This window comes from Pseudomonas sp. KCJK9058 (assembly GCF_046230975.1).
GTDB lineage: Bacteria > Pseudomonadota > Gammaproteobacteria > Pseudomonadales > Pseudomonadaceae > Aquipseudomonas > Aquipseudomonas alloputida.
In genome coordinates, this window is record NZ_JBJJLR010000007.1 from 1 (window position 1) to 21,481 (window position 21,481).

The following is a 21,481-nucleotide window of genomic DNA, read 5'->3' on the forward strand; positions in this document are numbered from 1 at the left end:
ACGCCCCGACAGGCGGGGCGTTTTTCAATGCAGGGGATTGACGTTAGTGCGAGACCGCCCCGCTGGCACCCAGGCCAGTCTGCGAACGCACGAACTGCGGGAAGAACAGCGCGCGCTCATCCTCAGCTGCCTTGGACTTGTCGGTGACCGAGAAGAACCAGATGCTGACGAAGGCAATGGCCATCGAGAACAGCGCCGGGTACTCGTACGGGTAGATGGCCTTCTCGTGGCCGAGAATCTGTACCCAGATGGTCGGGCCAAGGATCATCAGCGTCACCGCACTCACCAGGCCCAGCCAGCCGCCGATCATGGCGCCGCGGGTGGTCAGCTTCTTCCAGTACATCGAAAGCAGCAGTACCGGGAAGTTGCAGCTGGCCGCAATGGAGAACGCCAGGCCGACCATGAAGGCGATGTTCTGCTTCTCGAACAGAATCCCCAGGCCGATCGCCAGCACACCCAGGGCGACAGTGGTGATCTTCGATACGCGGATCTCGTCCTTGTCGTTGGCTTTGCCCTTGCGCCAGACGCTGGCGTACAGGTCGTGGGACACCGCCGAGGCACCGGCCAGGGTCAGGCCAGCCACCACCGCCAGGATGGTGGCAAAGGCCACCGCCGAGATGAAGCCGAGGAACACACTGCCACCCACCGCATTGGCCAGGTGCACCGCAGCCATGTTGTTGCCACCCAGCAGAGCGCCTGCGGCGTCCTTGAATTCCGGGTTGGTGCTAACCAGCAGGATTGCGCCAAAACCAATGATGAAGGTGAGGATGTAGAAGTAGCCGATGAAGCCGGTGGCGTACAGCACGCTCTTGCGCGCTTCCTTGGCGTCACTGACGGTGAAGAAGCGCATCAGGATGTGCGGCAGGCCGGCAGTACCGAACATCAGTGCCAGGCCCAGGGAGAATGCCGAGATCGGGTCCTTGACCAGGCCGCCGGGGCTCATGATCGCCTCGCCCTTGGCGTGTACCTTGATGGCTTCGGAGAACAGCGTGTTGAAGTCAAAGCCCACGTGCTTCATGACCATCAGCGCCATGAAACTGGCACCGGACAGCAGCAGCACAGCCTTGATGATCTGTACCCAAGTGGTGGCCAGCATGCCGCCGAACAGCACGTACAGGCACATCAGGATACCCACCAGGATCACCGCCACATGGTAGTCCAGGCCGAACAGCAGCTCGATCAGCTTGCCGGCGCCGACCATCTGCGCGATCAGGTAGAACGCCACCACCACCAGCGAACCGGAGGCCGACAGGGTGCGAATTTCCTTTTGCCCGAGGCGGTACGAGGCCACGTCGGCGAAGGTGTACTTGCCCAGGTTGCGCAGGCGTTCGGCAATCAGGAAAAGAATGATCGGCCAGCCAACCAGAAAGCCGATCGAGTAGATCAGGCCGTCATAACCCGAAGTGAACACCAGCGCGGAAATACCCAGGAACGAGGCGGCCGACATGTAGTCGCCAGCAATCGCCAGGCCGTTCTGGAAGCCGGTGATCTTGCCACCGGCAGCGTAGTAGTCCGATGCCGACTTGTTGCGTTTGGAGGCCCAGTAGGTGATACCGAGGGTGAAGGCGACGAAGGCCACGAACATGGCGATGGCGGAAACGTTCAGCGGTTGTTTCTGCACCTCGCCGGTCAGGGCATCGGCTGCCCACACGGCGGGTGCGAAGGCTCCGCAGGCCAATACGGCCAGGGCTTTGACTTGGCGAATCATTGTTGCGCCTCCTTCAGGATTTCCTTGTTCAGCTCATCGAATTCGCCGTTGGCGCGGCGCACGTAGATGGCGGTCAGGACGAATGCCGAAACGATCAGACCGACGCCCAGGGGAATGCCCCAGGTAATCGATGACTCAGGGCTGAGCTTGGCGCCCAGCAAATGAGGACCGTAGGCGATCAGGAGGATGAAGGCGCAGTACAGGCCGAGCATGATCGCCGAGAGAATCCAGGCGAACCGTTCGCGTTTGGTGACCAGCTCCTTGAAACGGGGGCTGTTTTGTATCGAGAGGTAAATGCTGTCGTTCATTGTTTTTGTCCTAGCAGCACAGATACGGGATGGAACCCACACCCTTACTTTATGCTGCCGATGGACGCCAACCAGACGACCTTAGTCTTAGATGCAACGGTGTTTTACCGATTGCGTAACAAAGTGATGAGCCGTTCGCGGGTTTACCCGCTCCTGTAGGAGCGGGTAAACCCGCGAAGAAACCACATTGGCCCTAAAAGGTGATTACTTGCCAGTCCACTCCTTCACACGATCAGGGTGCTTGGCGACCCAGTCCTTGGCGGCCGCTTCAGGCTTGGCCCCTTCCTGAATCGCCAGCATCACCTCACCAATCTCGTCCTTGGACTGCCAGTTGAACTTCTTCAGGAACTCCGCCACTTCCGGTGCCTTGGTGGCCAGTTCCTTGCTGCCGATGCTGTTCACGGTTTCTGCCGCGCCATATACGCCTTTCGGGTCTTCGAGGAACTTCAGCTTCCACTTGGCGAACATCCAGTGCGGAACCCAACCGGTCACCGCAATCGACTGCTGCTTGGCATAGGCACGGCCCAGTTCCGCCGTCATCGCCGCACCCGAGCTGGCCTGCAACTTGTAACTGGTCAGGCCATAGTCCTTGATCGCCTGGTCGGTCTTGAGCATCACACCGGAGCCTGCGTCAATGCCGACAATCCTGTCCTTGAAGCTGTTATCGGTCTTGAGGTCGGCGATGCTCACTGCCTTGACGTACTCGGGGACGATCAGGCCGATCTTGGCGTCCTTGAAGTTCGGGCCGTAGTCGACCACGTTGTCCTTGTTCTTGGCCCAGTACTCACCATGGGTCACCGGCAACCAAGCCGACAACATGGCATCGAGCTTGCCAGTTGCCACACCCTGCCACATGATCCCCGTGGCCACGGCCTGCAACTTCACGTCATAGCCGAGTTTTTGCTTGATTACTTCGGCGGCCACGTTGGTGGTCGCCACGCTGTCGGCCCAACCATCCACGTAACCAATGCTTACTTCTTTGGCCATAGCCTGTGCAGCGCTCATGGCCATTACCAGGGCGGTGCCCACGCCCAGGAAACGTCGCATTTTCTTCAAAGTTGCCATCAAAGCATCCCCTCGTCAGGTCTTGGAGATTGCATCATCTTCCTGCAACACAAGTCGACCTGATCCAGCTGCGACCTGCACCCGCCCCATATGCGACAGCACTATGCCATTAGCGCCATCGGCCTACCTCGGCCTGCGCGATCCTTGCATGCCAAAGGTTTGGCGCCGGGCTACTATCTAACCTTTTGTGCCAGACGATGGACCGCCACATGCCCAGTTGTAGCCGCTTGTCATTGCCGTTGTACCTGCTTGCCTGCCTGCTGGCCCTGCTCGGGCTGGGGGGGCTCTGGTACGGGCTGGGCAAGCCTGTGCACCTGCCCGATGCGGCCAGCCCAGCGCACAAGCTGCAATGCGCTTCGTACACGCCGTTCGACAAAGACCAGTCGCCTTACGACCAGCCGTTTCGCCTGCGCCCAGCGCGGATGGACGCCGACCTGGCGTTACTGGCCGAGCGGTTCCAGTGCATCCGTACCTACTCCATGAGCGGTCTTGAGGCGATCCCCGCGCTGGCACGCAAGCATGGGCTGAAGGTAATGCTGGGCGCCTGGGTGAACGCCCACCCGGCCGACACCGAGAAGGAAATCAGCTTGCTGATCGCTGCTGCCAACGCCAACCCTGACGTGGTCAGCGCGGTGATCGTCGGCAATGAGACACTGTTGCGCAAGGAGGTGACCGGTGCCCACCTGGCCAAATTGATCGCGCGGGTGAAGCGCCAGGTCAAGGTGCCGGTGACCTACGCCGATGTCTGGGAGTTCTGGCTGCAGCACCCGCAGGTGGCCCCGGCAGTGGACTTCCTGACCATCCATCTGCTGCCCTACTGGGAGGACGACCCCCGTAGCATCGACGATGCCTTGGCCCACGTTGCCGATGTGCGCCGGGTGTTCGGCACACGCTTCGCGCCCAAGGACATACTGATTGGCGAAACCGGCTGGCCCAGCGAAGGCCGCCAACGCGAAACGGCGGTGCCCAGCCGGGTCAATGAGGCGCGCTTCATCCGTGGCTTCGTGGCCATGGCCGAGCGCAATGGCTGGCACTACAACCTGATCGAAGCCTTCGATCAGCCCTGGAAACGCGCCAATGAGGGCGCAGTGGGTGGCTACTGGGGGCTGTACGACGCGGACCGGCAGGACAAGGGTGTGCTCGAAGGGCCCGTGAGCAACCTGCATGACTGGCCGCAGTGGTTGCTGGCCAGCACCGTGCTGATGGTGATCATGCTGGTGCTGGCCGGGCGTCCCGCTACACCGTTGGCCGCCTTCCTGCTGCCACTGCTGGCAGCGTTTGGCGCCGCTTGCCTGGGCCTGTGGGGTGAGTTGATGCGTACCCATGCGCGCTTTGCCGGGGAATGGTTGTGGGCACTGATGCTGGCCGGGCTGAACCTGCTGGTACTGACCCATGCTTTGTTGGCGCTGGCGCGGCGGGCCGGCTGGCGTGAACGCTTGTTCGCCTGGCTGCAGGTGCGAGCCGGCTGGCTGTTGCTGGCGGCGGGCTTCGCTGCGGCGGTGAGCATGCTGGCAATGGTGTTCGACCCGCGCTACCGCAGCTTCCCCAGCGCGGCGCTGGCGTTGCCGGCGCTGGTTTATGTGCTGTGGCCGGTGCGGGCGCGGCGGGCGGAGGTGGCGTTGCTGGCGTTCATCGTCGGCGCCGGGGTGGCGCCGCAGTTGTTCGTGGAAGGGCTGGAGAACCAGCAGGCCTGGGGCTGGGCGGTGGTGAGTGTGCTGATGACAGCGGCGTTGTGGCGAAGCTTGCGGATGCGCCAGGCTTGATACTGCATATTCCTCAAGCCCGGCGGGACCTTGTGGGTGCAACTGTCTTGCTCAACCTGTGGGAGCGGGCTTGCCCGCGAACACGGGCGAAGCCCGTGCCATCCACCACGGTGTTGGCTTCGCGGGCAAGCCCGCTCCCACGCGCAGCTGCTTACAATGGGGGTTGCCTGACCAGGCGCAACCCCGCCAGTACCAGCGCAAACACCGCAATGCTGGCGGTGTACAGCACCAGCGCCGGCACCGCGAACACCAGTGCCAACACTGCCAGCCACCAGCCGGCACGCGCGGAAACGAACTGGGCCAGAAGCGCCAGGCCCAATCCGCCCCAGGCCATGACTTGATGGTGAATGCCCAACCCCAGCAGCGAACGCACCTCGCACTGCCAGTACGCCGTCGGCACTGCGCACAGCCCTACCCACTGGCCATCCTCCATCAGGCCGTAACGCACACCATAGCTGGCCGCGAGCCAAAGCCCCAGAAACAGCACCAGCAGCACCGTCGGCAGCGAACGAGACATCCTGTTCTCCAATAGCGGTAATCGAAAGCATCCATGATCGCTTATGCCCGTTTCTAAGGCAAAATCACACCCCGGCGGCTATGTTGCAGATAGCAAGTACGCCAAAGGCCACCGCAGCGGGCAACTTTGCCCGCCTGGCTGTGGTCCTAGCCTGCACACTGCTCGACCTTGCGTTCTTTTGGGGGATTACATGCTTCGATCTTTGCGCCTCGCTGCCCTGCTCGGCAGCTTGCTCATGGCTGTGGCCGCTTCAGCGCGGGATATCGACGCTGCCAGCTATGGCTACCCTCTTACCAACCCGTTCGAGGCCACCATCGCCACCACGCCGCCGGACAAGCGCCCTGAGCTGCCCAGCGACGATGACATCAATCAGTCCGACTACAGCCTGAACTTGCGCCCGGAGCGCGAGTTCACGTTGCCCGACAACTTCTGGGCAGTGAAGAAGCTCAAGTACCGCCTGGCTCGCCAGGATCGCGAAGCGCCGCTGATCTTCATCATCGCCGGCACCGGCGCGCCCTACAGCAGCAGCATCAATGAATACCTGAAAAAGCTGTTCTACCAGGCCGGCTTCCACGTGGTGCAACTGTCATCGCCCACCAGCTATGACTTCATGAGTGCAGCCTCGCGCTTTGCTACCCCCGGCATCAGCCAGGAAGACGCCGAAGACATGTACCGGGTCATGCAGGCCGTGCGCGCCCAGCATCCACGCCTGCCAGTCAGTGATTTCTACCTCACCGGTTACAGCCTGGGTGCGCTCGACGCCGCCTTCGTCAGCCACCTGGACGAAACCCGCCGCAGCTTCAACTTCAAACGTGTGCTGCTGCTCAACCCACCGGTCAACCTCTACACCTCGATCAACAACCTCGACAAGCTGGTGCAAACCCAGGTCAAGGGCATCGACCGCAGCACCACGTTCTACGAGCTGATGCTGGAAAAACTCACCCGCTACTTCCAGGACAAGGGCTACATCGACCTGAACGACGCCCTGCTGTACGACTTCCAGCAGTCGCGCCAGCACCTGTCCAACGAGCAGATGGCCATGCTGATCGGCACTTCGTTCCGCTTCTCGGCAGCCGACATCGCCTTCACTTCCGACCTGATCAACCGCCGTGGCCTGATCATTCCGCCGAAGTTCCCGATCACCGAAGGCAGCAGCCTGACACCGTTCTTCAAGCGCGCCCTGCAGTGCGACTTCGACTGCTACATGACCGAGCAGGTGATTCCGATGTGGCGCGCCCGCACCGACGGCAACAGCATCCTGCAGTTGGTCAACCAGGTCAGCCTGTATGCCCTGGAAGACTACCTGCGCAGCAGTGACAAGATCGCTGTGATGCACAACGCCGACGACGTCATTCTCGGCCCGGGCGACATTGGCTTCCTGCGCAAGGTGTTCGGCGAACGGCTGACCCTCTACCCCCATGGCGGCCATTGCGGCAACCTCAACTACCGCGTCAACAGTGACGCCATGCTGGAGTTCTTCCGTGGTTAACAAACTCCTCTTCGCCACTGCCCTGCTTGCCGCTGGCCACACCCTGGCCGCCGAAACCGCACCCAGAGCCAGCGTGGTCGAGGCCGACCCGCAGGTGATCGGCACCGCGCCACTGGCGCCCGAAGCCGATGGCTTCCTCGACCCGCTGCGTGAGCTGAAATTCAACCCGGGGCTGGACCAGCGCGAGTTCGAGCGCTCAACCCTGCAGGCGCTGAACGTGTACGACCCGCTGGAGTCGATCAACCGGCGCATCTATCACTTCAACTACCGACTGGACCAGTGGGTGCTGCTGCCGCTGGTCAGTGGCTATCAGTACGTCACCCCAAAGTTCGTGCGCACAGGGGTGAGCAACTTCTTCAACAACCTTGGCGATGTGCCGAACCTGTTCAACAGCGTGTTGCAGCTCAAAGCCAAGCGCTCGGCAGAAATCACTGCGCGACTGATGTTCAACACGATTATCGGCGTGGGTGGGCTGTGGGACCCGGCGACCAGCATGGGCCTGCCGCGCCAGAGCGAGGACTTTGGCCAGACCCTGGGCTTCTATGGCGTGCCGGATGGGCCGTACCTGATGCTGCCAGTGCTAGGCCCATCGAACCTGCGCGATACCACCGGGCTGGTGGTGGACTATGCGGGAGAGCAGGCGGTCAACTACCTGAACGTGGCCGAAGCCAGCACCGATCACCCGGAAATCTTCGCCCTGCGTGTGGTGGACAAGCGCTACACCACCAACTTCCGTTACGGCCAGCTGAATTCGCCGTTCGAATATGAAAAGGTGCGGTATGTGTATACCCAGGCGCGCAAGTTGCAGATAGCCGAGTAAGCCTGCTGCGGCCCTTTCGCGGGTGAACCCGCTCCTACACAGGTATTGGCGCAACCCCTTGTCGCGAAAGGGCCCGCACAGGCAACATCAAATCCCCAGGAATTCGCAAAGCTCGCGCTTCTTGGCAAGGGCATCGCGCCGCCCCAGTTCGATCAGTTCACTGCAATAGCTGGCCTCGAACAGCAAATAGCTCAACACCCCCGCCCCGCTGGTGCGCGTCGCCCCCGGCCCCCGTAAAAACAGGCGTAACGCCGCCGGCAACTCGCGGCGGTGCCCAGCGGCAATCTCATCCAGCGGCTGGCTGGGCGCCACCACCAGCACGTCGATCGGTGCCAGCCCCAGGCGCCGGGCATCCAGGTGCGCCGGCAACAGCCCGCTCAAGTGGTTGAGGCGCTGCAGCAGTTCGATATCGTCTTCCAGGCTGTCAATGAACGTACTGTTAAGCAGGTGCCCGCCGATCTGCGCCAGGCTCGGCTGCTGCCCGCTGAACACACGCTGGGGCGACACCGGTGGCGCTGGCCGCTGCGGGTTTCCGCTGACCCCGACCACCAGCACCCGGCTGGCGCCCAGGTGCAAGGCCGGGCTGATCGGCGCCGACTGGCGCACTGCACCGTCGCCGTAATACTCGCCGCCCAGTTGCACCGGGGCGAACAACAGCGGGATCGCCGCGCTGGCCAGCAGGTGGTCGATGGTCAACGGTGCGGGTACGCCGATACGCCGGTGGCGCAGCCAGGCCTCGATAGTGCCACGGCCCTGGTAGAAGGTCACCGCCTGGCCAGACTCGTAGCCAAAGGCGGTCACTGCCACGGCGCGCAGTTGCTCGGCGGCCAAGGCGTGGCCGATGCCATCCAGGTTCAGGTGCGTTTGCAACAGGCTGCGCAAAGGGCTGCTGTCGAGCAGCGCCACGGGGGCCTGGCCGCCCAGCCCCAGCAGGCTGTGGCCGACGAAGCGGCTGGCCTGGCGCACGACCCCGGGCCAGTCGCTGCGGATGACCAGATGGCTGCGGAAATTCTGCCAGAAGGCAGTGAGCCGTTGCACGGCCTCGTTGAAGTGCACCGCACCACTGGCCAGGGTGACGGCGTTGATGGCCCCGGCGGAGGTGCCGACAATGACCGGGAACGGGTTGTGTGCGCCGACGGGCAGCAACTCGGCGATGCCCGCCAGCACGCCGACCTGGTAGGCAGCGCGGGCGCCGCCGCCAGAAAGGATGAGACCGGTTACCGGGGGTGGAGCCATGGAGTCCTTCCTGGGGTCAAGGTGCTTTCATGCCCGGCCTCTTCGCGGGTGAACCCGCTCCCACAGGGCCCCGCAATATGCAGAACCCGTGGTAATCCTGCAGGAGCGGGTTTACCCGCGAAGAGGCCAGGCCTGCTTACAAGGTTCAGCGCTTTTTCTTGTCATACAGCCGCGGCGCCCCTTCGGGCCGCGACTTGAACCGCCGGTGCGCCCATAGGTATTGCTCGGGGCACTCGCGCAACACACGTTCAACCCACTGGTTGATGCGCAGGCAGTCGGCTTCCTCGCTCTCGCCGGGGAAGTCCGTCAGCGGCGGGTGGATGACCAGACGATAGCCGCTGCCATCCTCCAGGCGCTTCTGGGTGAACGGAATCACCTGCGCCTTGCCCAGCCGGGCAAACTTGGTGGTAGCGGTGACCGTCGCTGCGGGGATGCCAAACAACGGTACGAAGATGCTCTGTTTGGCGCCGTAGTCCTGGTCCGGTGCGTACCAGATCGCCCGGCCCGAACGCAGCAGTTTGAGCATGCCACGCACGTCCTCGCGCTCCACCGCCAGCGAATCAAGGTTGTGACGCTCGCGGCCGCTGCGCTGGATGAAGTCGAACAGTACATTGCCGTGTTCGCGGTACATGCCGTCGATCGTGTGCTGCTGGCCGAGCAGCGCGGCGCCGATTTCCAGGGTAGTGAAGTGCACCGCCATGAGGATCGCGCCCTGCCCCGCCTGCTGGGCGGCCTGCAGGTGCTCAAGGCCCTCGATATGAGCCAGGCGCGCCAGCCTGGCCTTGGGCCACCACCAGCTCATGGCCATTTCGAAGAAGGCGATGCCGGTAGAGGCGAAGTTGGCCTTGAGCAAACGCTGCCGTTCGTCGATCGACAGCTCCGGGAAGCACAGCTCCAGGTTGCGCGCGGCGATGCGCCGACGTTCACCGGCAAAGCGATACATAACGGCGCCCAGCGCGGCACCGATCTTCAGCAGCACCCGGTACGGCAACTGAACCACCAGCCACAGCAGGCCCAGGCCCAGCCACAGGCCCCAGAACTTGGGGTGAAGGTAATAGGGACGAAAACGCGGGCGTTCCATTGAAGCATCCGGAAAGACAAAGGCCGCGCATTCTACAACGGATCAGCGCATGTTGCGGGCAACCGGTGTTCTCGTTATAAGTCAGGGCACTTTTTTCGCAACAAGCCGTCTATGCAGACCATGAGCCCAAACCACACACCCGACACCGCCTCCGTGTTCCAGCTCAAGGGCAGCATGCTCGCCATTACGGTACTGGAACTGGCGCGCAATGACCTTGAAGCCCTCGACCGCCAATTGGCGGCCAAAGTCGCCCAGGCCCCGAACTTCTTCAGCAATACACCGCTGGTGCTGGCGCTGGACAAGCTGCCGGCCGACGAAGGGGCAATCGACCTGCCCGGCTTGATGCGGATCTGCCGACACCACGGCCTGCGTACCCTGGCCATCCGCGCCAACCGCATCGAGGACATCGCCGCCGCCATCGCCATCGACCTGCCGGTGCTGCCGCCCTCGGGGGCCCGCGAACGGCCGTTGGAGCCCGAGCCCGAGGTAGTCAAAAAGCCCGAACCGGCCCCTGCCCCGGCGCCAGCGCCTGCCCCTGAACCCGAGGTGCGCCCGACCCGCATCATTACTTCGCCAGTACGCGGCGGCCAACAGATCTATGCTCAGGGCGGTGATCTGGTTGTGACGGGTTCGGTCAGCCCAGGTGCGGAACTTCTGGCCGATGGCAACATCCATGTGTACGGCGCCATGCGCGGCCGCGCCCTGGCCGGCATCAAAGGCAACACCAAGGCGCGTATCTTCTGCCAGCAGATGACCGCCGAAATGGTCTCGATCGCCGGCCAGTACAAAGTCTGCGAAGACCTGCGCCGGGATCCGCTGTGGGGGACCAGCGTGCAAGTCAGCCTGTCTGGTGACGTGTTGAACATCACCCGTCTTTAACGGATACTTGCCAGCATTTTTAGAGCAACTTTTTTACCGTTGCCTTTATTTAGCTATTTCAGTTTTTTGCAGGGACAAGTGTCCCGACTATTTTTAGGGGTGAAACACCTTGGCCAAGATTCTCGTGGTTACTTCCGGCAAGGGGGGTGTGGGCAAGACCACTACCAGCGCCGCCATTGGTACCGGCCTCGCACTGCGCGGCCACAAGACCGTCATTGTCGACTTCGACGTGGGCCTGCGTAACCTCGACCTGATCATGGGCTGCGAACGCCGCGTGGTGTACGACTTCGTCAACGTGGTCAACGGCGAAGCCAACCTGCAACAGGCCCTGATCAAGGACAAGCGCCTCGAGAACCTGTACGTGCTGGCCGCCAGCCAGACCCGTGACAAGGACGCGCTGACCCAGGAAGGCGTGGAAAAGGTACTGATGGACCTGAAGAAGGACTTCGAGTACGTCATCTGCGACTCGCCGGCCGGTATCGAAAAAGGTGCTCACCTGGCTATGTACTTCGCTGACGAAGCCATCGTGGTGACCAACCCGGAAGTTTCGTCGGTACGTGACTCCGACCGCATGCTGGGTATTCTGTCGAGCAAGTCGCGCCGCTCCGAAAACGGTGAAGAGCCGATCAAGGAGCATTTGCTGATCACCCGCTACCACCCGGAGCGCGTCGTCAAAGGCGAAATGCTGAGCGTGGCCGACGTGGAAGAAATCCTGTCGATCAAACTCAAGGGTGTGATCCCGGAATCGCAGGCCGTCCTCAAGGCGTCCAACCAAGGTATCCCGGTCATTCTCGATGACCAGAGCGATGCCGGCCAGGCCTACAGTGATGCGGTCGACCGCCTGCTGGGCAAAGAGAAGCCGATGCGCTTCATCGATGTACAGAAGAAGGGATTCTTCGAGCGCATTTTCGGGAGCAAATAAACCATGAACCTTTTTGACTTCTTTCGTGGCAGACAGAAACAGACCAGCGCGTCGGTAGCGAAAGAGCGTCTACAGATCATCGTGGCGCACGAGCGCGGCCAACGCAGCGAACCGGACTACCTGCCCGCGCTGCAGAAAGAACTGCTGGAAGTGATCCGCAAATATGTGAACATCGGCAACGATGATGTGCATATCGAGCTGGAAAACCAGGGCAGCTGCTCGATTCTGGAGCTGAACATCACCCTGCCGGATCGCTGATCCGCGTAGTCGACAATTTGGGGCTGCCTTGCAGCCCTTCGCGGGCAAGCCCGCTCCTACAGGGGAATGCATAGCCTTTGTAGGAGCGGGCTTGCCCGCGAAGGGCCGCAAAGCGGCCCCAGCGTTTACTGCTATTTTCGTGAGACCTGTAATGCCGCTGTCGAATGTCCAGATCCTCTTCGAAGACGCCGCCATCCTGGTGATCAACAAACCGACCCTGCTGCTGTCGGTACCTGGCCGTGCCGAGGACAACAAGGACTGCCTGATCACCCGCCTGCAGGAAAACGGCTACCCCGATGCGCTGATCGTGCACCGTCTGGACTGGGAAACCTCCGGCATCATCCTGCTGGCCCGCGATGCCGACAGCCACCGCGAGCTGTCGCGCCAGTTTCACGACCGTGAAACCGAAAAAGCCTACACCGCACTGTGCTGGGGCCAGCCGGCGCTGGACAGCGGCAGCATCGACCTGCCACTGCGCTACGACCCACCGACCAAACCACGGCATGTGGTGGACCACGAGCAGGGCAAGCACGCCCTGACCTTCTGGCGTATCGTCGAACGCTGCGGCGATTACTGTCGGGTGGAGCTGACGCCAATTACCGGGCGTTCGCACCAGCTGCGCGTGCACATGCTGTCGATCGGGCACCCACTGCTGGGTGATCGCCTGTACGCCAACCCGCAAGCCCTGGCGGCCCATGAGCGGCTGTGCCTGCATGCCTCGATGCTGAGCTTTACCCACCCGGTGTCCGGGCAGCGGTTGAAGTTCGAGTGCCCTGCGCCGTTCTGATTTGCAGGGCCTGTACCGGCCTCTTCGCGGCTAAAGCCGCCCCCACAGGGACCGCGCGGCGCTCAGGGGCTGTGCAATACCTGTGGTAGCAGCGTTAGCCGCGAAGATGCAGACACAAATTGTCGACATTCTGCGTTAAACTCGCGCCACTGCTGTCTGGAGTGAGCTATGCGCGACGCACTGAATACCGGCCTCATCGAATTTCTCAAGGCCTCCCCCACGCCCTTCCATGCCACCGCGAGCCTGGTCCAGCGCCTTGAGGCGGCCGGCTACAAGCGCCTGGACGAGCGCGACAGTTGGGACACCGAGACTGGCGGCCGCTACTACGTCACCCGCAACGATTCTTCAATCATCGCCATCAAACTGGGCAAGCAGTCGCCGCTGCTCAATGGCATCCGCATGGTCGGCGCCCACACTGACAGCCCGTGCTTGCGGGTCAAGCCTCAGCCCGAGCTGCAGCGCCAGGGTTTCCTGCAACTGGGCGTGGAAGTGTATGGCGGCGCGTTGCTGGCCCCCTGGTTCGACCGCGATCTGTCGCTGGCCGGCCGCGTCACCTACCGCCGTGACGGCAAGGTCGAAAGCCAGCTGATCGACTTCAAGCTGCCAATCGCGATCATCCCCAACCTGGCGATCCACCTGAACCGCACCGCCAACGAAGGCTGGGCGATCAACCCGCAGAACGAACTGCCCCCCATCCTCGCCCAAGTGGCCGGTGACGAACGCATCGACTTCCGCGCCCTGCTCACCGAGCAACTGGCCCGCGAGCACGAGCTGATCGCCGACGTGGTGCTGGACTACGAGCTGAGCTTCTATGACACGCAGGACGCCGCGCTGATCGGTCTGAATGGCGACTTCATCGCCGGCGCCCGCCTGGACAACCTGCTGTCGTGCTACGCCGGTTTGCAGGCCCTGCTGGCCGCCGACAGCGACGAGACCTGTGTGCTGGTGTGCAACGACCACGAAGAAGTCGGCAGTTGCTCGGCCTGTGGTGCCGATGGCCCGATGCTGGAGCAGACCCTGCAGCGCCTGCTACCCGATGGCGACACCTATGTGCGCACCCTCCAGCGCTCGCTGATGGTATCGGCCGACAACGCCCACGGCGTGCACCCCAACTACGCCGACAAGCATGACGGCAACCACGGGCCGAAGCTCAACGCCGGGCCCGTGATCAAAGTGAACAACAACCAGCGTTACGCCACCAACAGCGAGACTGCCGGGTTCTTCCGCCACTTGTGCATGGCCGAGGAAGTACCGGTGCAGAGCTTTGTGGTGCGCAGCGACATGGGCTGTGGCTCGACCATCGGGCCGATCACCGCCAGCCACCTGGGTGTGCGCACGGTGGATATCGGTTTGCCGACCTTTGCCATGCACTCCATTCGCGAGCTGTGTGGCAGCCATGACCTGGCGCACCTGGTGAAGGTACTGACCGCGTTCTACCGTAGCCGCGAGCTGCCTTGATGTAAGCAGGCCCGGCCTGTTCGCGGCGGTTCGACGCGAACAGGCCGAGCCTGCTTACACATGCTCAAGGTCAATCACGCCTCGCTTGCCAAGCGCTATGCTTGTTACATGGCCCCACTGCAAAAGGATTGCTGTCCATGTCCCCGTTCCTGTCACTGTTCGTCCCGGTGTTCCTGTTCCTGATGCTGCTGACCATCGGCTTCAGCATGCGCGAACGCAACATCGGTGTACTGATGATGTGGGTCGGCACCTTGGGTATATTCGGCCTCACCTGCTGGAAGATCCTCGAGAAACTGCCGACATAAACCTCTACACTCGGTCAATCGTTTGACCTGAGGTAGATTTGCCAGTGCCTGCCCTCCTGCGTTACCTGTTCCTGTTGCTTTTGCTATTCATCGCCCCGGTACAAGCGGCGGGCTTGCCTGGCCTGCTGGGCGGCAGCGCGCCCGCGCAGCCAGAAGCCACCGAGCCGCTGGGCAAGTCGCTGGACGAGGTGATCAAGAACCTCGAAAACGACCAGCAACGGGCCAAGCTGCTGGCCGACCTGAAAAAACTGCGCGACGCCACCCGGCAATCGCAACCCAGCGTTGAACAGGGCGTGCTCGGCCTGATCGGCGGTGCCCTGCATGACTTTGAAAAACAGTTCAGCGGCGATGCCAGTCCATTCCACCGCTGGGCCGCGGAAATCGAACAGGCCCAGGCCGAACTGGCGGAACTGGTGGTGCCCGTGCACCAGTGGCCGCCAATCCTGTTTGGTTTTGCTGCAGTGATTGCCGTGTGGAGTATGCTGGCCTACGCCTTCAACTGGGTCGGCCATCGGGTCCGCCTGCGCTTTGGCCTGAGCGAGGAACTGCCACAGCACCCGCGGACCTGGGACCTGGTGCGCTTTGCCTTGCGCAAGCTCGGCCCCTGGCTGGTAGCGCTGGTGTTCACGGTGTACCTGAGTTTCGTGCTGCCGCCATCACTGGGCAAATCCCTGGCCATGGTGCTGGCCTACGCACTGGTGGTCGGTACGTGCTTTTCGGCCATTTGCGTCATCGCCTTTTCCTTGCTGGACGGCCCACACCGCCACCGCGCCCTGCACATCCTGCGGCGCCAGGCGTTTCGCCCGTTGTGGCTGATCGGCAGCTTCGCCGCGTTTGGCGAGGCGATGAGCGATCCACGCATGCTGGTTGCCCTCGGTACCCACCTGGCCCACGCCCTGGCTACCCTGGCCAATGTGATTGCGGCACTGTGCACCGGGCTGTTCATCCTGCGCTTTCGCAGGCCGATCGCCCACCTGATCCGCAACCAGCCACTGTCGCGGCGCCTGACCCGACGCACCCTCAGCGATACCATCGAGATCCTCGGCAGCTTCTGGTTCATTCCGGCGCTGATCCTGGTGGCCATTTCGCTGTTCGCCACCTTCGTCTCCGCCGGCGACACCAGCACCGCACTGCGTCAGTCGCTGATGTGCACGGTGCTGGTGGTGGTGTGCATGGTGCTCAACGGCCTGGTGCGCCGCCATGCCGCCAACCCCAAGCGGGCCGGCAAGCGCCAGGCGGTGTACACCGAACGCCTGCGCAACTTCGGCTACCTGCTGGTGCACCTGTTCATCTGGCTGGTGTTCATCGAGTTGGGCCTGCGCGTGTGGGGCGTGTCGATGATCAGCTTCGCCGAGGGCGACGGCCATGACATCAGCCTGCGCCTGCTGGGCCTGGCCGGCACACTGATCGTGGCCTGGCTGGTGTGGATCCTTGCCGACACCGCCGTACACCATGCCCTGGTGCGCTCGCGCCGGGGGCTGGCCAACGCCCGTGCGCAAACCATGATGCCGTTGATCCGCAACGTGATGTTCGTGGTCATCTTCATCATCGCGGTCATCGTCGCCCTGGCCAACATGGGCATGAACGTCACCCCGCTGCTGGCCGGTGCCGGTGTGATCGGCCTGGCCATCGGTTTTGGCGCGCAGTCGCTGGTGGCCGACCTGATCACCGGCCTGTTCATCATCATCGAAGATTCGCTGGCCATCGACGACTACGTGGATGTCGGCGGCCACCTGGGCACGGTGGAAGGGTTGACCATTCGTACCGTGCGCCTGCGCGACATCGACGGCATTGTGCATACCATCCCGTTCAGCGAAATCAAGAGCATCAAGAACTACTCGCGGGAGTTCGGCTACGCGATCTTCCGCGTGGCAATCCCGCACAGCATGAACATCGACCAGGCGATCACGCTGGTTCGCGAAGTGGGGCAGAAGCTGCGCAATGACCCACTGATGCGCCGCAATATCTGGTCGCCGCTGGAGCTACAGGGGGTGGAGAGCTTCGAGTCAGGGTCGGCGATCTTGCGGGCGCGGTTCAAGACCGCGCCGATCAAGCAGTGGGAGGTGTCGCGGGCGTTCAACCTGGCCTTGAAGCGGCAGCTGGATGAAGCCGGGCTGGACCTGGCGACGCCGCGGTTGTCGGTGCAGGTGGTGACAGCCGGTGGGGGTGGGATGACAGAGGCCGGCTCGTAGCAGCGGGTTTACCCGCGAAGAAGGCAACACCTCATCCAGCCTGGGCCCGAATGCGGATCGCATCATGCCGCCAATACTCGAGGTCACAGTCGATCAAGTGCCCATGCTGATCGCTGTTGACCCGGGTAATGTGCAACCCCGGGCTGCCCGCCGACACTTTCAAAGCGCTTGCCGCCTCCACCGGCAACGCTGTCGGCAGGATCTCGAAGCACACCTGCCCGTACTCGATGCCATACACCCGCCCATAAATCTCGGTCAGTGACTGCGCCAGGTCGTGTTCGAGAATGCCTGGAAAGTACCGGGGATTGAGGTAATGCTCGGCATACAGCACCGCCCGCCCGTCAATCCGCCGTAACCGGCAGACGCGCACCACGCTGGACAACGCCGGCAGCTGCAAGCGTGCACAGATGGCCGCCGATGCCGGCTGCAGCCTCGCCGACAGCAGTTCGGTACTGGCCACCCGCCCCTGATCGCGCACCATGGCATGGAAATGGCTGCGCTCAATGAGGTCGTAGGTCAAGCGCTGCGGCGCAACGAACCAGCCTCGGCGCTCTTCGCGGTAGATCAAGCCTTGGGCCTCCAGCTGCACCAACGCCTCACGCAGGGTAATGCGCGTGGTGTCGAACACCTCGCTGAGCCGCCGCTCGGCCGGCAGCTTGCCGCCCGGCGCCAGCAGGCCATGCTCGATCTGCTCCTGCAGGGCATGGCAGATGGCTGTTACCGCACGCGGGGGCGTCGACTGCATCGAAAGGTTACCTATCTGGACTAGTCCAGCCCCATCACAGGGCAGGTTGAGAATAGTGCAAGCCTAGGCAGGGCTGATGAACATCCTGTGACAAAGCTTGGGCCAGGCACTGCCAGAAACGCGCCAAGCCAGCAGAACCGGGGCGATTACCTGGTCTACGCTGTAGCTTCAGGGCCCTTGCCGACCCCCTCCCTACATCAAACTGTCACGCAAGCGGCCTACCTTGGCTCAAGGTTTGCTGACCTAGACCAAAGGTGCCAGTCAAAGGCTTGCAACGGCTTTACCCAGAACAACGATCGCAAAGGCACCCACCCAAAGGAGCTTCGGATGAAAAAGTTCTTCATGGCGTCACTGCTTGGTTCGGCCATCGCGTTGTGCACCACGGCCATGGCCGCCGGCACTGACCTCAAGGCCCTGGAAGACGCCGCCCGCAAGGAAGGCACTGTCAACAGCGTGGGCATGCCCGACGCCTGGGCAAACTGGAAAGGCACCTGGGAAGACCTGGCCAGCAAGTACGGCCTCAAGCACAGCGACACCGACATGAGCTCGGCCCAGGAACTGGCCAAGTTCGAAGCCGAGAAGGACAACGCCAGCGCCGACATCGGTGACGTGGGTGCCGCCTTCGGCCCGATCGCGGTGACCAAGGGCGTCAGCCAGCCTTACAAGCCAAGCACCTGGGACCAGGTGCCAGAATGGGCCAAGGACAAGGACGGCCACTGGGCGCTGGCCTATACCGGCACCATCGCTTTCATCATCAACAAGGACCTGGTCAAGGAAGAGGAACGGCCGAAAACCTGGCATGACCTGGAAAAAGGCAAGTACAAGGTCGCTATTGGCGACGTCGGCACCGCCGCCCAGGCCGCCAACGGTGTGCTGGCTGCGGCCATCGCCTACAAAGGTGACGAGACCAACGTGGCGCCAGGCCTGCAACTGTTCACCAAGCTGGCGCAGCAGAAGCGCCTGTCGCTGGCCAACCCGACCATCCAGACACTGGAGAAGGGCGAGGTGGAAGTTGGCGTGGTGTGGGACTTCAACGGCCTGAGCTACCGTGAACAGATCGACCCAAAACGTTTTGAAGTGCTGATCCCCTCGGACGGCTCGGTGATTTCCGGCTATACCACGGTCATCAACAAGTACGCCAAGCACCCCAACGCGGCCAAGCTGACCCGTGAATACATCTTCAGCGACGCCGGGCAGATCAACCTGGCCAAGGGCCATGCACGGCCGATCCGGGCCGAGCACCTGAAGCTGCCGGCGGATGTGCAGGCCAAGCTGCTGCCTAACGAGCAGTACGGTGCCGCCCAGCCGATCAAGAATGCCGAAGCCTGGGAAGCCACCTCGAAGAAACTGCCGCAGATGTGGCAGGAGCAGGTGATCATCGAGATGGAGTAAGGGGCTGGGCTTTGTAGCGCCTGATCCGGCCCTTTCGCGGGTAAACCCGCTCCTACACAGGGATACGCGATACCTGTAGGAGCGGGTTTACCCGCGAAGGTGCCAACGCGGTTCATGACTGGAGAAAACATGCAACACAACGTCATCCTGGTCCTGCTTGACGGCCTCAACTACCAGGTCGCCCACCATGCGATGGGCCACCTGCACGCCTACGTCGAAGCAGATCGCGCCGCGCTGTACCGCGTGGAATGCGAGCTGCCATCGCTGTCGCGGCCGCTGTACGAATGCATCCTCACCGGCGTGCCACCGATCGACAGCGGCATCGTGCACAACAACATCAACCGCCTGTCCAACCAACGCAGCGTGTTTCACTACGCACGCGAGGCCAACCTGGGCACCGCAGCGGCCGCCTACCACTGGATGAGCGAGCTGTACAACCGCTCGCCCTTCGATCCGCAGCGCGACCGCCATACCCACGCGCCGAAGCTGCCGATCCAGCACGGGCTGTTCTACTGGGACGACCGCTACCCCGATTCGCACCTTCTGGCCGATGGCGAGTACCTGCGCCGCCGTCACGCCCCCAACTTCCTGCTGGTGCACCCGATGAGCGTTGACGACGTGGGTCACCGCCACGGCCTGGACAGCAGCCAGTATCGCAACGCTGCGCGCAGCGTTGACATTCTGCTGGCCGACTACCTGCCTGGCTGGCTCGAAGAGGGCTATCAGGTATTGGTTACCGCCGACCACGGCATGAACAACGACCGCTCGCACAACGGCCTGCTGGCTGAAGAACGTGAAGTGCCACTGTTCGTCTTCGGCGACGCCTTCAGCTTGGACCCGGCCGCCAAGCCGCTGCAAACCGAACTGTGCGGCACCATCTGCGAGCTGCTGGGCGCCGCGCACGACAAGACGGTTTGCCGGGAGTTGCTGAAGTGAATGGCGGCATGCGTGGCCGCTACCTGGCCCTGCTCTGCCTGCTGCCGTTCGCCGTGTTCTTCGTCATTTTCCAGGTCGCCCCGCTGGCCTGGGTGGCGATCAACAGCCTGCAATCGGAGGCCGGCTGGGGCATCGACAACTTCAGCAAGGTGTTCGCCTCCAAGTTCTACCTGCAGGCGTTGCAACGCAGCCTTGAAATCAGCTTCTGGTCGAGCGTGTTCGGCATCGTCATTGCTACCCTCGGCGCCTACTCGCTGCGCCAGGTGGACTCGAAGCTGCGCGACTTCGTCAGCGCCTTCGCCAACATGACCAGCAACTTTGCCGGCGTACCGCTGGCCTTTGCCTTCATCATCCTGCTTGGCTTCAATGGCGCACTGACGCTGCTGCTGAAGCAGGTCGGCCTGCTGGAAGACTTCAGTATCTATTCCAAAAGCGGGTTGATCCTGGTGTACACCTACTTCCAGATCCCGCTGGGCGTATTGCTGCTGTACCCCGCCTTCGACGCCCTGCGCGAAGACTGGCGCGAGTCAGCCGCGCTGCTGGGCGCCAACCACTGGCAGTACTGGCGACACATCGGCCTGCCGGTGCTGGCCCCGGCACTGCTGGGCACCTTCGTCATCCTGCTGGCCAACGCCCTCGGCGCCTACGCCACCGTGTACGCACTGACCACCGGCAACTTCAACGTACTGCCGATCCGCATCGCCGGCCTGGTGGCGGGCGACATCAGCCTCGATCCGAACCTGGCCAGCGCCCTGGCGATGGTGCTGGTGGGGCTGATGACGCTGGTCACGGTGGTGCATCAATGGCTGCTGAAAAGGAGCTACCATGCGCGCTGACATCCGTTCCGGCGGCTGGTACCACCGCCTCGTGGTTTACCTGCTGTTCCTGATCCTGCTGCTGCCCCTGGCCGGCACCCTGCTCTACTCGCTGGCCACCAGCTGGTCGGCGAGCCTGCTGCCCAGTGGCCTGACCCTGAAGTGGTATGCGGCGCTGTGGAGCGAGCCGCGTTTCCTTGCCGCGTTCGGCCAGTCGCTGCTGGTGTGCGTAGGCGCACTGCTGCTGTCGGTGGTGCTGATCTTGCCACTGCTGTTCGTGGTGCATTACCACTTCCCGCGGCTCGACGCGCTGATGAACATCCTCATCCTGCTGCCATTCGCGGTCCCGCCGGTGGTGTCGTCGGTGGGGCTGCTGCAGCTGTATGGCAGCGGGCCGATGGCCATGGTCGGCACACCGTGGATCCTGATCGGCTGCTACTTCACCATCGCCCTGCCGTTCATGTACCGGGCCATCACCAACAACCTGCAGGCCATCAACCTGCGCGATCTGATGGACGCCGCGCAACTGCTCGGCGCCAGCACCTGGCAGGCCGCATTGCTGGTGGTGCTGCCGAACCTGCGCCAGGGCCTGATGGTGGCAGTGCTGCTGTCGTTCTCGTTCCTGTTCGGCGAATTCGTGTTTGCCAACCTGCTGGTCGGTACCCGCTACGAGACCCTGCAGGTGTACCTGAACAACATGCGCAACAGCAGCGGCCACTTCAACAGCGCGCTGGTCATCTCCTACTTCGCCTTCGTGCTGGTACTGACCTGGGTCGCCAACCGCCTGAACAAGGACAAGACCTGA

21 protein-coding genes are annotated in these 21,481 nt (G+C 62.7%); 14 read left to right on the plus strand and 7 right to left on the minus strand.

Annotated elements, in window-relative coordinates:
• Nucleotides 1–43: 43 nt before the first annotated feature.
• The 3 genes from ACK59Z_RS06370 to ACK59Z_RS06380 form a co-directional block, all read right to left on the minus strand.
• On the minus strand, nucleotides 44–1,708 hold the full coding sequence (locus tag ACK59Z_RS06370; RefSeq protein ID WP_003252593.1) for a cation acetate symporter: 1,665 nt from the start codon (nucleotides 1,706–1,708) through the stop codon (nucleotides 44–46).
• Nucleotides 1,705–2,016: a DUF485 domain-containing protein gene (locus ACK59Z_RS06375; RefSeq protein WP_003252591.1), complete on the minus strand. Its 312-nt coding sequence runs from the start codon at nucleotides 2,014–2,016 to the stop codon at nucleotides 1,705–1,707. Before ACK59Z_RS06375 ends, ACK59Z_RS06370 begins: the two co-directional genes overlap by 4 nt.
• Before the next feature lie 204 nt (nucleotides 2,017–2,220).
• Entirely contained in the window at nucleotides 2,221–3,081 is an 861-nt protein-coding gene (locus tag ACK59Z_RS06380) for a glycine betaine ABC transporter substrate-binding protein (RefSeq protein WP_003252589.1), read from the minus strand.
• 197 nt (nucleotides 3,082–3,278) lie between these two features.
• Between ACK59Z_RS06380 and ACK59Z_RS06385 the strand changes: the two genes are divergently transcribed.
• Complete coding sequence (locus tag ACK59Z_RS06385) at nucleotides 3,279–4,844, plus strand: beta (1-6) glucans synthase (RefSeq protein ID WP_409292641.1); 1,566 nt, start codon at nucleotides 3,279–3,281, stop codon at nucleotides 4,842–4,844.
• Nucleotides 4,845–4,995: 151 nt separating this feature from the next.
• Here the strand turns inward: ACK59Z_RS06385 and ACK59Z_RS06390 are convergent, their stop codons facing one another.
• Nucleotides 4,996–5,361: a hypothetical protein gene (locus ACK59Z_RS06390; RefSeq protein WP_014860252.1), complete on the minus strand. Its 366-nt coding sequence runs from the start codon at nucleotides 5,359–5,361 to the stop codon at nucleotides 4,996–4,998.
• Between the two features lie 190 nt (nucleotides 5,362–5,551).
• On the opposite strand from ACK59Z_RS06390, the gene ACK59Z_RS06395 reads away from it, so the two are divergent.
• Nucleotides 5,552–6,850 (plus strand): serine protein kinase PrkA, encoded by a 1,299-nt coding sequence (locus ACK59Z_RS06395; protein ID WP_003252583.1) that lies wholly within the window; start codon nucleotides 5,552–5,554, stop codon nucleotides 6,848–6,850.
• Between the two features lie 73 nt (nucleotides 6,851–6,923).
• Nucleotides 6,924–7,670, plus strand: coding sequence for a VacJ family lipoprotein (locus ACK59Z_RS06400; protein WP_050543061.1), 747 nt, complete (start codon nucleotides 6,924–6,926; stop codon nucleotides 7,668–7,670).
• 87 nt (nucleotides 7,671–7,757) lie between these two features.
• Here the strand turns inward: ACK59Z_RS06400 and ACK59Z_RS06405 are convergent, their stop codons facing one another.
• Nucleotides 7,758–8,906: a patatin-like phospholipase family protein gene (locus ACK59Z_RS06405; RefSeq protein ID WP_409292643.1), complete on the minus strand. Its 1,149-nt coding sequence runs from the start codon at nucleotides 8,904–8,906 to the stop codon at nucleotides 7,758–7,760.
• A gap of 145 nt (nucleotides 8,907–9,051) precedes the next feature.
• On the minus strand, nucleotides 9,052–9,987 hold the full coding sequence (locus ACK59Z_RS06410; RefSeq protein ID WP_409292645.1) for a lipid A biosynthesis lauroyl acyltransferase: 936 nt from the start codon (nucleotides 9,985–9,987) through the stop codon (nucleotides 9,052–9,054).
• Between the two features lie 111 nt (nucleotides 9,988–10,098).
• On the opposite strand from ACK59Z_RS06410, the gene minC reads away from it, so the two are divergent.
• The 7 genes from minC (at nucleotide 10,099) to ACK59Z_RS06445 (ending at nucleotide 16,788) form a co-directional block, all read left to right on the plus strand.
• Nucleotides 10,099–10,866: a septum site-determining protein MinC gene (minC, locus tag ACK59Z_RS06415; protein ID WP_012053412.1), complete on the plus strand. Its 768-nt coding sequence runs from the start codon at nucleotides 10,099–10,101 to the stop codon at nucleotides 10,864–10,866.
• 109 nt (nucleotides 10,867–10,975) lie between these two features.
• Nucleotides 10,976–11,788: a septum site-determining protein MinD gene (gene minD / locus ACK59Z_RS06420; protein WP_003252574.1), complete on the plus strand. Its 813-nt coding sequence runs from the start codon at nucleotides 10,976–10,978 to the stop codon at nucleotides 11,786–11,788.
• Between the two features lie 3 nt (nucleotides 11,789–11,791).
• Nucleotides 11,792–12,046 (plus strand): cell division topological specificity factor MinE, encoded by a 255-nt coding sequence (gene minE, locus ACK59Z_RS06425; protein WP_003252572.1) that lies wholly within the window; start codon nucleotides 11,792–11,794, stop codon nucleotides 12,044–12,046.
• 151 nt (nucleotides 12,047–12,197) lie between these two features.
• Nucleotides 12,198–12,833 carry an RluA family pseudouridine synthase gene (locus ACK59Z_RS06430; protein WP_003252569.1) on the plus strand — a complete coding sequence of 212 codons (636 nt, stop codon included), beginning with the start codon at nucleotides 12,198–12,200 and terminating at the stop codon, nucleotides 12,831–12,833.
• Between the two features lie 168 nt (nucleotides 12,834–13,001).
• Nucleotides 13,002–14,291, plus strand: a complete 1,290-nt coding sequence (locus ACK59Z_RS06435) for a M18 family aminopeptidase (protein ID WP_108192153.1) — start codon at nucleotides 13,002–13,004, stop codon at nucleotides 14,289–14,291.
• 137 nt (nucleotides 14,292–14,428) lie between these two features.
• Nucleotides 14,429–14,596, plus strand: a complete 168-nt coding sequence (locus ACK59Z_RS06440) for a hypothetical protein (protein WP_003252566.1) — start codon at nucleotides 14,429–14,431, stop codon at nucleotides 14,594–14,596.
• 44 nt (nucleotides 14,597–14,640) lie between these two features.
• Entirely contained in the window at nucleotides 14,641–16,788 is a 2,148-nt protein-coding gene (locus tag ACK59Z_RS06445) for a mechanosensitive ion channel family protein (RefSeq protein WP_108192154.1), read from the plus strand.
• A 31-nt stretch (nucleotides 16,789–16,819) separates the two neighbouring features.
• Here the strand turns inward: ACK59Z_RS06445 and ACK59Z_RS06450 are convergent, their stop codons facing one another.
• Nucleotides 16,820–17,533, minus strand: a complete 714-nt coding sequence (locus ACK59Z_RS06450) for a UTRA domain-containing protein (RefSeq protein WP_003252562.1) — start codon at nucleotides 17,531–17,533, stop codon at nucleotides 16,820–16,822.
• Between the two features lie 327 nt (nucleotides 17,534–17,860).
• Between ACK59Z_RS06450 and ACK59Z_RS06455 the strand changes: the two genes are divergently transcribed.
• The 4 genes from ACK59Z_RS06455 (at nucleotide 17,861) to ACK59Z_RS06470 (ending at nucleotide 21,481) form a co-directional block, all read left to right on the plus strand.
• Nucleotides 17,861–18,925: an ABC transporter substrate-binding protein gene (locus tag ACK59Z_RS06455; protein WP_014860248.1), complete on the plus strand. Its 1,065-nt coding sequence runs from the start codon at nucleotides 17,861–17,863 to the stop codon at nucleotides 18,923–18,925.
• 129 nt (nucleotides 18,926–19,054) lie between these two features.
• Nucleotides 19,055–19,861 carry an alkaline phosphatase family protein gene (locus ACK59Z_RS06460; RefSeq protein WP_003252558.1) on the plus strand — a complete coding sequence of 269 codons (807 nt, stop codon included), beginning with the start codon at nucleotides 19,055–19,057 and terminating at the stop codon, nucleotides 19,859–19,861.
• A gap of 8 nt (nucleotides 19,862–19,869) precedes the next feature.
• Nucleotides 19,870–20,697 carry an ABC transporter permease subunit gene (locus ACK59Z_RS06465; protein WP_012053417.1) on the plus strand — a complete coding sequence of 276 codons (828 nt, stop codon included), beginning with the start codon at nucleotides 19,870–19,872 and terminating at the stop codon, nucleotides 20,695–20,697.
• Nucleotides 20,687–21,481 carry an ABC transporter permease gene (locus ACK59Z_RS06470; RefSeq protein ID WP_003252553.1) on the plus strand — a complete coding sequence of 265 codons (795 nt, stop codon included), beginning with the start codon at nucleotides 20,687–20,689 and terminating at the stop codon, nucleotides 21,479–21,481. Before ACK59Z_RS06465 ends, ACK59Z_RS06470 begins: the two co-directional genes overlap by 11 nt.